The 15,327-nt window shown below is 61.3% G+C and carries 14 protein-coding genes; 3 read left to right on the plus strand and 11 right to left on the minus strand.

Annotated features, from left to right (window positions below; all coding sequences use genetic code 11):
• Positions 1-183: 183 nt before the first annotated feature.
• The 6 genes from K7957_RS18545 to K7957_RS18570 all read right to left on the minus strand — a co-directional run bounded on the left by K7957_RS18545 (position 184) and on the right by K7957_RS18570 (position 4,700).
• A complete protein-coding gene (locus tag K7957_RS18545) occupies positions 184-1,317 on the minus strand; it encodes a DUF2235 domain-containing protein (RefSeq protein ID WP_223014120.1) in 1,134 nt (377 codons plus the stop codon).
• Between the two features lie 88 nt (positions 1,318-1,405).
• On the minus strand, positions 1,406-2,404 hold the full coding sequence (locus K7957_RS18550; protein WP_223014122.1) for a toll/interleukin-1 receptor domain-containing protein: 999 nt from the start codon (positions 2,402-2,404) through the stop codon (positions 1,406-1,408).
• A gap of 68 nt (positions 2,405-2,472) precedes the next feature.
• Positions 2,473-3,045 carry a PIN domain-containing protein gene (locus K7957_RS18555; protein WP_223014124.1) on the minus strand — a complete coding sequence of 191 codons (573 nt, stop codon included), beginning with the start codon at positions 3,043-3,045 and terminating at the stop codon, positions 2,473-2,475.
• Positions 3,045-3,527: a helix-turn-helix domain-containing protein gene (locus K7957_RS20490; protein ID WP_246617274.1), complete on the minus strand. Its 483-nt coding sequence runs from the start codon at positions 3,525-3,527 to the stop codon at positions 3,045-3,047. Before K7957_RS20490 ends, K7957_RS18555 begins: the two co-directional genes overlap by 1 nt.
• Before the next feature lie 68 nt (positions 3,528-3,595).
• Positions 3,596-4,093: a hypothetical protein gene (locus tag K7957_RS18565; protein WP_246617275.1), complete on the minus strand. Its 498-nt coding sequence runs from the start codon at positions 4,091-4,093 to the stop codon at positions 3,596-3,598.
• 43 nt (positions 4,094-4,136) lie between these two features.
• Complete coding sequence (locus tag K7957_RS18570) at positions 4,137-4,700, minus strand: recombinase family protein (RefSeq protein WP_223014126.1); 564 nt, start codon at positions 4,698-4,700, stop codon at positions 4,137-4,139.
• Between the two features lie 996 nt (positions 4,701-5,696).
• Between K7957_RS18570 and K7957_RS18575 the strand changes: the two genes are divergently transcribed.
• Entirely contained in the window at positions 5,697-5,837 is a 141-nt protein-coding gene (locus K7957_RS18575; RefSeq protein ID WP_223014128.1) for a hypothetical protein, read from the plus strand.
• A 515-nt stretch (positions 5,838-6,352) separates the two neighbouring features.
• On the opposite strand, the gene K7957_RS18580 is transcribed toward K7957_RS18575, so the two are convergent.
• The 5 genes from K7957_RS18580 to K7957_RS18600 all read right to left on the minus strand — a co-directional run bounded on the left by K7957_RS18580 (position 6,353) and on the right by K7957_RS18600 (position 12,950).
• Positions 6,353-6,964: a hypothetical protein gene (locus K7957_RS18580; RefSeq protein WP_223014130.1), complete on the minus strand. Its 612-nt coding sequence runs from the start codon at positions 6,962-6,964 to the stop codon at positions 6,353-6,355.
• A gap of 30 nt (positions 6,965-6,994) precedes the next feature.
• Positions 6,995-7,720 (minus strand): hypothetical protein, encoded by a 726-nt coding sequence (locus K7957_RS18585; RefSeq protein ID WP_223014132.1) that lies wholly within the window; start codon positions 7,718-7,720, stop codon positions 6,995-6,997.
• 19 nt (positions 7,721-7,739) lie between these two features.
• Complete coding sequence (locus K7957_RS18590) at positions 7,740-7,943, minus strand: hypothetical protein (RefSeq protein WP_223014134.1); 204 nt, start codon at positions 7,941-7,943, stop codon at positions 7,740-7,742.
• Between the two features lie 521 nt (positions 7,944-8,464).
• Complete coding sequence (locus K7957_RS18595) at positions 8,465-10,252, minus strand: ferritin-like domain-containing protein (RefSeq protein WP_223014136.1); 1,788 nt, start codon at positions 10,250-10,252, stop codon at positions 8,465-8,467.
• The gene (locus K7957_RS18600) at positions 10,245-12,950 is read right to left on the minus strand and encodes a xanthine dehydrogenase family protein molybdopterin-binding subunit (RefSeq protein WP_223014138.1); all 2,706 of its coding nucleotides are present in this window, start codon (positions 12,948-12,950) and stop codon (positions 10,245-10,247) included. Before K7957_RS18600 ends, K7957_RS18595 begins: the two co-directional genes overlap by 8 nt.
• A 164-nt stretch (positions 12,951-13,114) precedes the next feature.
• Here K7957_RS18600 and K7957_RS18605 point away from each other — a divergent pair, with 164 nt between their 5' ends.
• Together K7957_RS18605 and K7957_RS18610 are read left to right on the plus strand one after the other, a co-directional pair.
• Positions 13,115-13,381: a hypothetical protein gene (locus K7957_RS18605; RefSeq protein WP_223014140.1), complete on the plus strand. Its 267-nt coding sequence runs from the start codon at positions 13,115-13,117 to the stop codon at positions 13,379-13,381.
• Positions 13,382-13,770: 389 nt separating this feature from the next.
• Complete coding sequence (locus K7957_RS18610) at positions 13,771-14,841, plus strand: cytidine/deoxycytidylate deaminase family protein (RefSeq protein WP_223014142.1); 1,071 nt, start codon at positions 13,771-13,773, stop codon at positions 14,839-14,841.
• Positions 14,842-15,327 lie beyond the last annotated feature (486 nt).

Here is a 15,327-nt window from a genome sequence, read left to right on the forward strand (position 1 = left end):
CGATGGGCGCGCGAGCCGTCAGGCGCGGTTGTGCTCTATTATCTCTTCCAAGTTGAGCCAAAGGCGTCCGGCCCGGAGCCGGCCACCTCCTACAAAGGTGCTGCGGTGCTCCGGCTGGGAGGGGACGGTGTAGGAGTTTTTGAGCAGGTAAGGGCAGCCGCAGTTCTGGCAGGAGGATCACCTTCAGGAGACCCTCTCCGTTCCGTTTCCGGCGCTGATGCTGCCGCTGATCGCTGCCGGGTCGACCCGACGTCGCGCCGCCCATTCCATCAGGCTGGCCGGCCTGTAAGTGGAGTCCGCCCGCCATCGTTCGAACACCGACGCGTCGATCGTCTCATTGATGCGCGAAGTCGTCTTTTCCGTGCCAACCTGGGGATTGGCGCCTACCATCCGGTCGAACGGCCTCAAGAATGCGCGCGTTAAGCGCGTGCCGAAATTAGCGTAAGAGTTCGTAATCGGCGCCGTTGGCTCGACGATTTCGGGCTTGAAGCCAGGTCGCACTGTGAGCCCCGCGGCTTGCGCCTTCTCCATAATCCAAACTAGCGGCCCCTGCGCCAGCGCGTCGCTTGCGTAGCCCCCTCCGACGTTCGCGTGAGCGCCGACAAACCAGCGCTGCTCAACTTGGTTGAGCGGACGTGTTGGCGTCGCCGCCGCATCGTTATCGACGGTGCGGGTAAACAGCGTCGGCTCAAACGCGCGGCGGCGCTCGTCGAGCGCCAGCGCGTGAAAGGCAAACTCGTTCTGCTTGCGTAGGTGCGTGTCGAGGTAGCGATACGCCCGAACGCGCCGCGCCAGCGGCGACAGCGGGTTGCCCACCGATCCAACCGTGTCCCACACGCCGACAAACCGGATCGGCGTTGGGACGCAGTAGCGCGTCATCCAGCGCTCCTCGAGCGTGCGGTCGTCGGCGGACGCACCTAGCAACTTGGCGAGCGTCCTCTCTGAGGAGCGGCGGTAACGATCAAACAGCTGTTCAATCGAGAGCGGTGCCCCGGGAGAGAGCACGCCACACTTGGCGATCAGCCCGGAGAGGCTGCGAGCCGCGTAGGCGCCACGGCTGAAGCCGAAAATAAATATACTGTCGCCCGGCTCGAAGACCTGAATCAGCCACACGTAAGCTTCGAGAATCTCGCGATCGATGCCGTAGCCGATTGCGCCGCCGCGCACCCGCTCGCCCATCGTCGTCCCAACTCCCTTGCCGTAGTATACGAGCTGGTCGGTTGCCTTGGGGTCGCATAGCGACTTCAGGCGCCATACGTTGGTATTATTTTCGAGGGTATTCCACGTCCCGTCGAGGAAGATGGCCAACCGCTTCACGTCACTTTCTCCTACGATCGATCAATGGTGTCGCGTGCTCGCCCGTTCCACAGGCGTGGCAGCTGGTCGGTTCTGACCAGTAGAGTTTCTACTCCGACTGGCTGAGCGGACCCTCGCTGCTCTCGTGTTCCTCAGCGGCGGCTCGATAGCGGTCTCGCAGTTTGACCAACTCGGCCACAATATCATCAGCAGATGACAAGCTCGTGTTGAGCGCAGCGCGGTTCGCTAGGGATGGAGCGTGCCGCAAGACATCATCTTTGGAAAGGCGGTGCCAAATAGGAAGTAGGCGACCCTCCCCGCTGGCCGCTCGTTCCAACAGCCCATCTAGTTCATAGTTCGTCCAAGGCTTGGCAAAGAAATCGGGGGAGAACACCGCGATGCCAAAGTAGGAACCAGCTAAACCTGCATCGATTGCCTGGCGAATACTACCGCCCCACTCAATAGCGTCCGTGTCGTACCAAACCTTAAGACCAGCAGCCTTCATCTTGATAACCAGGTTGTCAACAAAGCCAGCCTTGTCCTCCCAAGCATGAGAGACGAAGACATCGTGAATCTCGCTCGATCCCTTCGGAAGAATCGGCCGGAAGGCGGGGGTGGCCGATGCGGCGGCTTCAAGCTGGGCAGCTACCTGTTCCTCCAGCTCGGCAATACGACTTTGCATTGCACGCCCTGCCGCAGCAGTCGCTTGGTCAACCCGTCGCTGTCGCTGCTCGTCAGACCTGCGCCGAGCGTCTTCATCACGCCGCCGTTTGTCGTCGGCGTCTTGCGCCTTCTTGCGCTCACGTTCTTCTTCCTTAGAAATCCTCTCTTGAAGACTGGTTGCACTCTTGATCTTTGAGGCAGCTTGCTCGGCATATCGACTCTGATTGACCTGCGCGGTTTGCGCGTGTCGCGCTTCGCGCTCAGCAGTGCTGGTGTAGGTTTTAGCCATGTTGATGGAGCTAGCGCGGCGAGCCGAGTCCATTGCGGCATTTACCTTTTTCGACGCTTCAGCTGCCTTCCTGACTTCCGCAGCCTCTTTTGTGCGCAAGTCGGCAATCTCTTTGTTCAGCCGGGATAAGCTCGATCGATCTGCGGAGAGTGACATGACAAGCTCCTTCTAAGGCGATCTAAGTGCAGATTGCGGAAGAGATAGGCGAGATACCACCGCGTCGATCAGAACAGCTCTGCGAGCGGTTCCAAACGATGGCTAGCCTGGACCAGGCCGCTCTTCCGAAAGCGATCGAGGTAATCTTCGGCGGTGACGGCAGGGTTGCGGAACTGCCGGCGCTGGTTGCCGAGCGCCGTCAACGCTTTGGCCGCATCGAGATCGATGACGTTGACAATGAAGTCATCAGGATGCTTCACCTCGATCCCATGGCGAGCGGCTACGTCGACCGGAAAATCCTTGAGGTTGTAGGTGACGATCGCGTCGGCCCTGCCGTGGATCGCTGCCGCCAGAACATGGACGTCCTTGGGATCAGGTAGCGCCAAGGCAGGCATCAGCGGCTCGTAGCCTACGACCAACGCCTCCCCAAAGCTGTCCATGTAGGCCCGCTGCCGTTGAAAATGGTCAGCTGCCAGATCGGGAAAGCGCCGCCGCAGGCTTTCCTCCCACTCGGCCAGGATCGCCTCGCTCCAGAGCGGCCTGAACAGCCGGCTGGCGGCGAACCACAAGAGCGCACCCCGCACGATGGCGGGGTGCATGACATTGGCATCGAGTAGGACGGTGTAGCGGCCGACCAGCATCAGGGACGATCGAGGGTCGCGTGATCGTCAAAGAGGCCGGCTTCTTGATCCAGGTCCGCCATCCCCTGCAAGGCATCATGCCGGGCTGCATCCATGCGGCTCCGGTAGGTCAGTACATCGCGGCCGAGCAGCTTACGATGCGTACCTACCATCCGGAATGGCAAATCGCCACGCTCCAGGAGCTTGATGAGATGCGGACGCGACATGTTGAGCAAGTCGGCCGCTTGGCTGGTGGTGAGCTCTGCCTGTACCGGCACGACGGTGACGGCATGGCCGTTGCCGATCTCGACCAACATCTTGACGATGCTGTTGAAGACACCGGACGGCAGGCTGATGACTTCCTCGCCCGCGCCTTCCACAGTTAGGTGGATCGGGCGGCTGGAATCCACCCGCGATAGCGCACGTGCAGCATTACCGGCCGCCTCGATCTCGGGCGCGGTGGGCTCGTAGGCCTCGTCGATGTTGAAGGCCACGGCAGCCATATTTCGTCTCCTCAAGGCGACAGCCATTTAGTGAGTCCGCCGTGCAAACGCAATAAGTGAAACGGTCGTCAACGGGAGAGCGTTTCGATGCGGTGATCGTCGAGCATGCTGAGCGGGGTGGGCGTGATCCAGCCGGCCCCCAGCACGGGATGGGGACCGTAGAACAGATCGCCGAGGGCCCGCCGATAGTGCGCGTTCATCCAGCGCCGGCGCCGATGCTCCGGGCCGTCGTTGAACATGTGGCAGCGCTGGCACAGTGCCGCCAGCTGGTGAAGCGCGCTGTCGCTGGGATTATGGTTAAGGTGCCCACAGGCCAGCACCACCGGGGTCCAGGCACCTTGCAACAGGACGTTCTCTGTCGGCCGTCGCACGCGTCGACCTTGGTCGTTGCGCCAGCACTGCCGCTTGCGGTCCCACCATATCCCGTCCGGGAGATGGAATACTCTCTGCCCATGAGGCCGCCCGCAATGCTCGCAAGCGCCCCCTGCCCGCACGAAGCGGACATGGTGCGAGAGCTGGGGCCAGTCGATCGGGTACAGGAACACGTGCTCGGTGCGGATCGGCATCAGGCCTCCCCCTGCGATACGTCCGGCTGGGGAGTGACCGGCATCACGAAGTTAATGCCGCAGCGGTCAGCGCCCGATATAGCGTGGCATGGTGGCATTTGAGCAGCTTGGCGGCTTCGCGCACCGACGTGCCCTCGCTCACCAACCGTTCGCCGAGCGCGATCTGATCGGAGGTGAGCTTGGGTGGACGGCCGAGGCGGACCCCTCTCGCCTTAGCCGCGACCCGTCCGCTGCTGGTGCGCTGGTGGATCAGCTCGCGCTCGAACTCGGCGATGCCGGCGAACACGGTCAGCACCATGCGACCAGCTGGCGAAGTCGTATCCGCCCAGGGTTCGGCCAGCGAGCGCAGGCCGGCGCCGGCCTCCTTCAGCCTCTCGGCGATGTCGAGAAGATCACGGGTGGACCGTGCCAGGCGGTCCAGCCGCGTCACCACCACCGTGTCATCGTCGCGCAGCTGCTCGATCATTTTGGCTAATTCGGGCCGGTCACGTTTCGCACCCGACACCTTCTCCTTGAACGTCCGCCTGCACCCAGCCTCCTTCAACGCGGCGCGTTGCAGCCGGAGGTCCTGGTCGTCGGTGGACACACGGGCGTAGCCGATCAGCATGTCGCAAAACTGTATCATAAAGCTAGCATTGTGCAATTAACTTTTGCGACACCCCGCTTGCGAGGCAAAGCGCGCACCCAAACTGCTGTCGTAAATCTTAGCATTTTGGCGACAGGTCTGGTATTGATCGCTCACGGCGACGACATATGCGCAATCCGAATCTGACATTTTCGTGAAATGGCGTGCGAGCACTTAGAAAGCCGCCGATCTGCAGGGGCTCGGCATGCGACAGCTAAGCAGGGCGGCCAATGCTTTTTTGATCGGCCATTGCATTGAAGCACGCGACCGTACGGCACAATGTAGTATTTAGCAGATAACTTAACACGACTTGCAATGCTCCTATCCTAAAGGCATAACTAATATCGGCGCCGGAGCTTGTTTGCCTCGGTTGTAAAAAACCGGCGCAAGTAGCTGCTAAGGGGAGACGACGGATGCCTAATCCAGACCTTATCCTGGCACCTGGGCAGATACACGAACTCAATAACCCGGCTAATCCGTACTTTCTTTTCAACCGGCTTAGGCTTGGTAAAGGCTCTACGTTGCGGTGCGCTCACGACATGGTGATCCAAGCAGGCGAAGGTATCTTCGAAGGCGGTTTGATCGATTGCTCCGGAAAGAATGGACGTGATAATAGTCATCTTCCGAAACCAGCTCAGGCTGCCCCCGCTTCAGATTGCGACCGCGGAAACGCTGGTGCGAGAGGGGTCGATGGTGGTGACGGCCTTCGAGCCCTACACGTCACTATCAAAGCAGGTCTCCGCCAATTCGGGCAGTTGACGATCAGCGCGAATGGGGGCGACGGTGGAGGGGGCTCCGTAGGTCAGCAGGGCGGACGCGGCGGTCACGCTAACTGCGGACGATTTTGCGACGGTCAAAGCGGCGGGAATGGTGGCGATGGTGGCGATGGCGGCAACGGCGGGAACGGCGGCTCAATTCTATTCGATTGGTACTTTTTGAACGGTTCTCCAATCGGGGCTCCGCCTGCCGATCATGTTTATGAAGCCAGAGGCGGCCGTGGAGGGGCTCCTGGAGCTGGTGCTGATGGAGGCCATGGCGGCGATGGCGGTGACTGTTGGCCGGCTTCGCGCGATGGCGGAGGCGCGGGGAGCCCTGGCCGTACAGGTCGGCATGGAGTAGGCGGTGATCGCGGGGTGGTGAGACCAGCGCCGGGCCTAGCTGATGAGCTTCTCGCGAAAATCGGCGTCAGCTTCGCATTGTAGATGAAATGTGAAGTCCCGCTCTGCCCGCGTGATTGATCGCCTATAAGCAGCAGGAAAGGCGATCGCTATCTACTACCTTTCGTCGTTTGCTGTCGCAGAAGAGCTGATATACGCGACGTCCGAAACTAAGAACATACGCGACACAGCCGCTCTCTCATAACTCCGTCGCTATGTGTCGGTTTTGGGAAGCACGGCCGGGGACGGTTCTGAAAATTGACGCCGTTGGTGAGGCAATGCGCCCTCACCTCGCTTGTACGATTTCGGCAGAGGTTCATTTCCAGGAAGCTGAGTTCGGCAACTTACAACTAAAGTACGCCATTCAGCAGCCGCAGGACTGCTGAGCGCTCGCGCCAATTCCGCCGTGACGGCTCAGTAGCCACAATCACTAAGTATAAGCGGCCGAGGTGCCGCCTCATATGTCGGCTGTGCAGGTTAGTTTCTCGTAGGAGCAGCGCCGTTTGATTGCTCTTGCACCAGATGGCATTCCGGGAATGCCGCCAGCGTTGCGTCGTCAAGATTATACTGTTCGATCACGACACTGACACGACGACAATCATTCGCGATTTTCGATACATAATGCCGAGCGCTGCCGACAAAGTGGAGGATTTCGTTGGCGTTGGGGCGCACAAAAAGCTCCCCGTCCTCGGTGACGAAGACAAGGTCGCCACCACGCATAGCTGCGTTGATCTCCGCGTAAAAAACGCTAACGATGGTGGGTAGAATGCGGGCACCGTTGCCCGGAACATAGCGGCAGTCCACATGTTCGCTGACGCTCGATTTCTTGTTCAGGACGAGCGGATTCACATAAAAAGCATTAGACGCGTTGAACAAGACGATTTCGAGCAACGGCGCGAGGTACGGGAAATTCAAAAGAACCGTTGAAAGGTGCTTACGCTGAAAAACCAACGACATTCCTAACGTGTTGCTGAATTCTCGGCCGAGCACGCTCGGCCCGAAATGCTGCGATCCGACAATAGCCGATGTGAGGTCGCGCCCGTATCCGTCATTTAGGCCGGATGATTGACGAAAGTAGAGTCCGACCATCTCTCATCCTGTCCTTTGCTAATGTTCAATTCAGAGGTGGTATTCCTCTAACTGGTTCATTTGATCGAGAAAGCCGGACATCAGTGACGCAATCTCGGTCGGCCCGCGTTGGTGAATAAACCTATCGAGGTGGCGGGCTGTGTAGGCGATATGGTGGCATTCGTCTCCGGCGATACGCTCGATCATCGCGAGCGCCGCGGGCGCCTGAGCGACAGGCGAATGAGCCGCAATGAACGGCTTCAGGTAATTCCCGAGGTAGAGCGCCTTTATCTCGAACAGATTCATAAGAATCAGAGAATTGACCAATTCCTCCTCCTCAGGGGGCGGATAGCCGGCGGGACAATCAGTGATCTTGTTGAGATCGACGACGTTCGCCTCAGCTTCCGCGCGCAACGTCGGATCGTCAAGATGCGGGAACACCAGGAAAATGAGATCGTAAAACTGTCGGGAATGGCGCGCTTCGTCTTGGGCATGACGCGCGATATCTCGCTGCAATAGCCCGTCGCCGACAATGCCAGCATACTGTTTGAGCCGCCCCGCGCTATATCCCTCCATGTAGAGGTTCGACGCCAACAACGAAGCGAACCAGTCACGGTCGATCGCTTGATCGCGGAACGTGCTGCGGAACCGGTCAGTTTCAAACCTTGGGCGGACATCACGGAGCGCTACGTTGAGCACGTCAAGATAGGCGCCGCCATCCCATCCTATGTCGGTCAAAGCTCCGCCGATAACAGTGGATGTTGTGCTTATCGTCATGGTCGCCCCCGCGCCGGGATTAGTCGCCGTGTTTTTTCTCGAGCTTGACGGTAACCTTGTCATGGATACTCTTCGGAATAGGCGCATTCTCGATCGTGAACGCGGTTTTGCCGAAGAACACCGAGCTGGGAATTTCGACGCTTTTACCCGCCGCAATCGCCCGCAATTCCTCCGGGCTAAGCTCAAAATCAACCTTGCGGGTATCTGAGTTTTCCGACGACATAGTCATATATCCCCGAGTCGTTGAGCACCGCCATCTTCATACAAGGTTAACCCTATTTCAACTAGATTCTGTGGTTGAACCAACGCTGGAGTGTTTGCATCAATGGGCCGGCAGCGCTCATGACCGGTATCCGAAGCATGGTCTTGTATTCGCGGTGCGGTCAATGTCGATCGGGTTGGCGGGCAACTCGAGAGCGAGTCGGCGCAGATCGAACATTGGACGCCGCTTTCGATCAGCCTGCCTGGCTCGGTGTTGACACTTGTCGAGCAAGGTAAGCAGCCGAGTGTAGCACCGCGCGAACGCGTCGGCGCGGTCCTGAATCTCCCCTTCGGGCAGCGTGTCAATCGTTGGATTGTCGATCATTCCCGCCCCGGTACTCGGCGGCCAGAGCCTGTATCTGCGAGATCGTCGCCATGTGTCCGGGGTAGGGCTGGGTCCCGTGCATCGGGCCATCCTTTTGATGGTTCAAAGGCAAACGTTCACGTCCACGTTCACGTCCACGTGCGCGTCGGCGTTTCGGGCTACAGCGTAACGAGCAGCTCCGCGACCGTCTCAAGTGCGCAGCGTTTCGAATAGTCTGGGGGCAGGAAGCGGCTGAAGCGGATCTCAGCCTGCGTAATCTCGCGCACCATCGTCAACGTCAGCGCGAGGTTCTGCCTGTCGTCCAGGCCCGGAGCATAGCCTTGCGGCAGGGCGTCGAACGGGACTCCCTCTCCGTGAAGCGCCAGGGCGCTCGCCACGCTGCGCAGCGGTCCCGTCATGTGCCGGCGCGAGGCGTTATGGTAGCGGCCTCGTCGGCGGTAGGACTGGTCGAGCAGCATGCAGACGGCCCAGTAGTTGAGGTTACCGATGTGGCGCAGCGCGGGCAGCAGTTCGTCTTTAACGTCCTCGCCGGCTGGCGGCAAACCCGTTTCGACGTGGAGCGCGTAGCTCGGATATTGGGGGCTGCCCGGTGCCCAGACCTGCGAGCCCGGCAGCGCCGAATGCGTTCCCAGGAAGATCGACTTGAAGAGCTCGAAGTGCTCGGCCTCACCTTCGATCCTCACCTCCTCCAGCTTTTTCAGCCAGAGGTTGAAGTCGATGAGGTCGGGCTCGCGGTTGCGGAGCTCTCCCATGACCGCCTCGATCTTCCTGTAGAGCGAGCCGACTTGGTTGGGTCGCGCCGTACCCAGGACGCCGTAGAGCTGGTCCACGAAGGCTTGGTCGGCCGGGTCCTGCTGCTGGGGCGCGATCCGGTCGGCCGGCGCTTCCACGTAGACGTACTTGGCGAGCGTCTCGAGGCTCAAGGCCTCAAGCGAGAAGGCGAAGGGGTAGATGTCCTGCTCGTACGGGAACTGCTGCCGTCCGAGATGGGGAGCGGCGCCCAGCTCCACTAGGAGACCGTTCACGACGTCGAGGTGGGTCATCTCCTCGATTGCGACTCCTAGCACGTGCAGGGGGCGGCCGCCGTACCGGTGGCTCGCCCAGCCGGCCAGGGACAGATATTCCGGGCACTTCACCGAGAAGGCGGCGTAGAGGTATTGGACGAGCAGCGAATGCTCGATCTCCGCCGCGTCCCGCAGAAGCCTTGTGAGTTCAAGAAGCGGGTTCGCGAAGAGCGGGACGTAGCCGCGCGCCGGCGCCGGGCTGGCCGCCAGGCTGAAGGCGAGCGGCGTCTCGATCGCGTCGAGGCTGAAGTCGGCGCGCAGGTTGTGGACCGCGCCCTTCTCAACGTTCGGTTCGAGCAGTCCCAGCAGGTCGAACTGTTCGACCGCCTGCTTCTCCGTCAGCTTCAGCGCGAGGTTGGCGAGCGCCGGAGCCGGCGCCCGCTCGTCGATCGCGCGCCGGATGGCCTTAAGATACCTGGTGTAGCCGGTGCACCGGCAGAGGTTGTGGCCCGCCACGGCCTCGATCACCGTCTCGGGATCTTGGTTGGGGAGCGCCGCCATCTGCTCGTAGGCCACCACCCCCGCCACGGCGAAGCCGGCGGCGCAGTAGCCGCACTGCATCGCGTCCTCGTCGAGGATCGCCTGCTGGACCGGATGGAGGAGCGTCTCTTGCGCGATGCCCTCGATCGTCGTTACCTCCCAGCCGTTCACGTGGCGCATGGCAATCATGCAGGACTGCTTCGTGACGGGCGGCTCGCCGGGACGGTGCCGGACCATGACGGTGCAGGCTCGGCATTCGCCAATACTGCAGCCGATCCGGGTGCCGGTCTTGCCGAGGACCTCTCGCAGATAGTGGCCGAGGTGCATGTCCTCAGGAACGTCAGCGACGACCTCGGACTTGCCGTTGACAGTGAAGCTGATGTCAGAAGTCTTCCTAAGCACCGGGCGCTCTCGCGATCTTGAGGTCTGAATATCGGATCGGCAGGCGGTTCGGCCAGGCATCCGCCGAATGGTGCCCCAGCGCGTGAGCGACCGCGTTGGAGATTGCGGCGGCAACGGTGGTCATGGTCACTTCGCCCGCACCCTTGTGGCGGATGAAGGCGTCGTTGGCGTTGAGCGCACCGCCGGGCGGCAGGGGAATGCGCGTCTGCTCGAGCCGGATCCCGCTGACGTCAGAGGCCCGTGGCATGATGTACCGATCGAAGTTGACGTACCGGTCCTGTCCAGACTCTCTCGGCAGATCTTCGAACAAGGCATGCGCAATGCCCATCTGCAGGCCGCCTTCGACCTGCCCGTCCAGCACGTTCTCGATGATGGGCTCACCGGCGTCGAGGAAGGCGACGGCGTCGGTCACCCTGATGGCGCCGGCCGTCGGATCGATCTCGACCGCGATCAGATGGGCGCCGGCCGCGTATCCGGATCGCGGCACGGGCGTCTTTCCAGGCCCGGCGGGATCGGGGAAGACGCGATCGAAAACATCGACGAGCGTTGGCGTCGCGAGGAAGTCGCGCGCGAAGCCGATCGCGTCAGCGAAGCTCCGGTGCTCGACGGTGCCCTCGACGAACCGCGCCTGCGACCAGCCATTCGCGAAGTAGCCGTGGGCGATTACCATCCTCTCGCGGCCCGAGGCCTCCAGATGCTGGGCGATCTCAGAGAGCGCGACCGTGCGCGCGCCGACTACGAAGCCTTTCTCGCCCCAGCCGGCGGTGATCGCGTCGTCGTCGAGCATCGAGCCAGTGATCAAGCGCAGTGCCGGGAGTATGCGGAACCTGAGCAGGGCGGCCAACGCCTCGCGCACCACGTGGACGTGGAAGAAGGCCGTCTTGGACGCGCTCGCCGACGACCGGTCGCCCCATTTCTTCGGGACGTTCTGGACGTTCTGGACGTTCTGCAGCATCAGCGCCGAGAATGCAGCGAACGGTTCGGCGGTGCCAAGCTGGACCTGCGCCCGGGTATGGAAGGCCGCTTCGATCACGAACGCCAGCGACTGCCTCGCGCCCTGGCCCATGTCGACAGTCTCGCTCCACACGGTAACGGTGCCGTCGAATTCGAGTTGGACCGCTGCGTATTGCGGATCTGCGGAGGTGCCGTAGGCCTGCATGCAGCCTGCGAACCCGACTCCCCGGTAGATGCCGCCTTTGGCGGCGTTGGCGCGGGCCGCATCACGACCGGTCCACAGCGGATGCCGGGCGGCGAGATCGCAGACCTCGGCGTTTGCGACATGGAACTTGAGTGGTGTTCCGGCCAAGACGTTGTCTGCGCTGGTGGGCAGGGGATCGTGCCGGAGGATGTTGCGGCGTCTGAATGCGACGGGATCGTCCTTCAGTCCGAGCACGGCGAGTTTGTCGACGGCCGTTTCGATGTTGAAGTTCACCTGGGGGATGCCGAAGCCGCGCATCGACCCGACGACCGGGACCGCGCGCCTCGTCACAACCCCGTTCACGCTGGCCTGCCGGAACTTGTAGAAGCTGGTCGCGTGAAGCGACCCCAGGGACATGACGGGATTGCTCAAGTTGATCTCCGCCCCGCCTTCGAACACGATGTGCATGAGCGCGCGGTCGAGGAGACCGTCCTTGGTGGCGGAGACGAGGCTGTGGACGGCGGAGCCGTGTCGCTTCAGTCCCGCCTGGAACTGCTCGAAGCGGTCGTATGCTAATCGTACCGGCTTGCCGGCGAAGATGGCGGCGAAGGCCAGCTGGAAGAGGTGCGGCGCCATGTCGCGGCCGCCGAAGCCGCCACCCAAGTCGGCACCCCAGAGCTCGACCTTCTTTATGTCCGAGCCAGGCTTCACGAACGCCGAGAGCGCGCGGCGTTCGCCGGACGCCGATTGCGTTCCGGCCAAGATCGTCAGCGTGCCGTCCTTGAAGCGCGCCAACCCGCTCTCGGGTTCGAGGAACGCGGGATCCACCTGCTGGGTGTAGGTCGTAGTCTCCACGCAGAGCTGATCCGGTTTGAGCAGGGCGAGGTCCGCGTAGATCGCGGTCGCCGTCGCGCTCTCCTTGACGGGGTCCGTCGGATCGGCCCGTGACCAGGCTCCGGCGTTGAACGTGAGCGGCCCGTTCGAATACTGGCTGGAGGCCGGGTAGGGTGCCGCCGACCAGAGGTAATGCTGCCTCGCCAAGGACGTGTCGACCTCGAGCGTGCGCCAATCGTCGAGGATCTCGTCCAGCGTCGGGTTCGCCGGAAGCGTCTGGGGCCGCACGTCCTCGTACACGACGATGCCACGGTCCTCTCGGATCTCCTGCGCGGCCCGTCGGAAGGTCAGGAAGTTGTCGTAGATCAGGATGGCGAGAGGTTGGCTAAGGAATTCGGGGACAGTGTCGGCGAGGCAGATCTGGCGGGTTACTGTCCAAGTCGCGCCCCTCGGGGGCGGCATGACGCCGATCGAGGTGTCGTAGTTGGCGAGGCGGATCGTTTCCTCGGTGATCACCTTTGAAGGCTGGTTCTCCACGCTTAGCTTCGTCAGGTCCAAGCGCTTGAACTTCTTGGTGACGCAGGTCGCGCGCACGACGAGGGCGTGAGCGCAGTCCTCGCCCCATCCGAGATCGTCCGAGCGGTAGTCGCTCGCGAAAACCTTTTCGCCAGTGATTTTGGCGCGACGAAGATCAGCTTCCATCCACTTCGGTCGATTCTCGCCCAAGGCAGCGCTCCCCTTCGTGCTGCCACTGTTATTGCAGCGATTGGAGGATGCACAAGCGATGATCGCAAGTAAATCGGGTGCCGTCGTATTTTATTATTTACAATTACAGCCCGTTGCGTCCTGTTGGCCGACTCCTTCGCAGAGGCGAAGATTTGGAATGGAGCATGCCGAAACCGACGAGTAGCACTGGTCAGGATCCTCTTTCGTACTATACGAGCAGGACCGTCGAGGAGCTTACCCGAATCGAGAACAACGACGTCTCCGCCGAACAGGCCGAGCGCCACTGCATCTACAGCCGTCTAGTGTTCGCGATCGTCGCGGACGCGTTCAACGGGAACAAGAAGGGCCCGAACGGCACTTATCCAGGGCGGGTTGGCCAAAGCTCGCGCGCGCGCGATCAAGCATGCGTTGCGCCTGCGCATATTTACTGATTGTATCCACGCGGTACTCGGCAGCCGTCTTAAACCAGAGGACACCGGTAAGCCGCTCGTGCGCATCGCGCTGCATCGTCGGCGCTAGCGCTGCCGGCACGACCGGAGTGCCAGTCTGCTAGGCACCGGCTGTCGCTGTCGCAAGCAGAAGCGGTAAACAGATTCCGACGGCCTTGAGTCCCATGCCGCTTCCCCATCTGTTCGCCCTGGTCGCTCTCTTCAAGCGACTCATCGCGGGAAAAACTTCCGTCAATTACGTATTCAATGCAACTTTAGACTTTATACGAGCTGGTGCTTGTTCAATTCGCAAATTGGACCAAGCGCGCTTCATCTATCGCCGGCCCAGTTATAAGGTTATCGTCGTCTGACGACACATCAGGAGATCGACCATGGCCGACGCTCTTCCGCCAGGAATCAAGCCCACCGACGGCCTCGCCCATTACTGGGCGAAGCCGCTAAGCGATCTGGCGAAGGTCGACACCGCGGCCGTGGCCACAGATCAGGCCGAGCGGCACCGCATCTACTCTCTCCTGACGATGGCGCTCGTCAGGGCATATTGGAACGGCAACAAGTTCGGGGCGGAAGGCGATTATCCCACGCGCCCTTCGCAAAAAAAGAGAAACGGTTCCTATGAAGGAGAGCGCATCGGAGATCGCGCCAGCGAACGGTACATCGGGCACAATATCGCGTGCATCGCGGTCGACGAGAACGGCGAGATCATCGACTTCGAGTTCAACCACAACGAGCTGTACAACAGCTCGGCCGAACACGCTGAGTCGCGACTCATTCGCCGCATTTTCACGCTCAACCAAGCCTACAACCATTGGCAGACGCTCGCGGAAGGTGATCTTGCCGACATCGCATATTCGAACGTCTTCAACGGCGTGACGATCTACACAAGTCTCGAGTCCTGCGCTCAGTGCTCCGGCGTCATGACGCTCGCGAGCTGCCTGCGAGTCGTCTACCTGCAGAGTGATCCCGGACAGTATCTCGTCGGCAACCTCCTTTACAATCTAAGCCGGCCGCAACCCGCGCCAGCGTTCTTCTCAACCGCCGAGGCGCTACGGCCCAAGCCCACGGCCAAATACTGGGCTCCCGAACCGCTCGGCGCCGATCTATTTGGTTTTGAATACAAGGCACAACTCGACACAGCATATTCCGCTTTCCTCAAGTCGGGTCAGGATGAACCGCAGGCGATGTTCTGGGTGTCGCCCGATGGTGCGAAGAAGAAGCGACCGGACAGCCTAACGTCGTTCCTGTGTACCGACGCGGCGCGCGATATCTACGGTGCCGCTGCGGAGGAGTTCGGATCGCTTGTGCCGACACACAAGACGTTCAAGCCGCCGCGGAGCGACGGCGAGGTCGAAGCGGTGAAGAGCAACGAGGAAGCGCTCGATCACGCCCGGGCCTTCCTGCGGCATGCCGTTAAAGAGGCCAGACGGGGCACGCCGCACCGCTGACGAGCGGTCCCCGCACATCGCAAGCGTAGCGTGTACACGCCGCCCCACCGAGAGAGCCCGCTTCCTTCCGGCACGCTGATTCTCGCGACGGGGCCGCGCGATCGGACTGCCGAAGGAGGAGCTTAAGACTCAAACGGCGCCCACACCGAAGCGCAGCGCCTGTTGCACGAGCCCGTCTATACGTTTCGCTCCACAAAGCCCGACGTCTGCTAGCCATTACCTTCAGCCATGGCGATGTCGCAAAAGCAGCGACATACGCGATGCTCGAAACTCAGGAGTCGTGCGACACCCAACCTGAACGAGCGGCAGTTAAGCCTCCGCCGTTCTCCAAAGCGGCCATTCCGGTTTCCACCCTCGGCAGGCGCTCGGGCCCCTCCCCTGCCTCCTGAACGAATGGCTGGTTTTCCGGCCGACCGCCCGATAGCGGACGGGCAGCTATCCACCCGACCCTTTCAGAACAGCAGCGTCTTCCGCCGCGCGACTAGC

Origin of the sequence: Sphingomonas yunnanensis (genome assembly GCF_019898765.1) — a bacterium.
Taxonomy (GTDB): domain Bacteria; phylum Pseudomonadota; class Alphaproteobacteria; order Sphingomonadales; family Sphingomonadaceae; genus Sphingomonas; species Sphingomonas yunnanensis.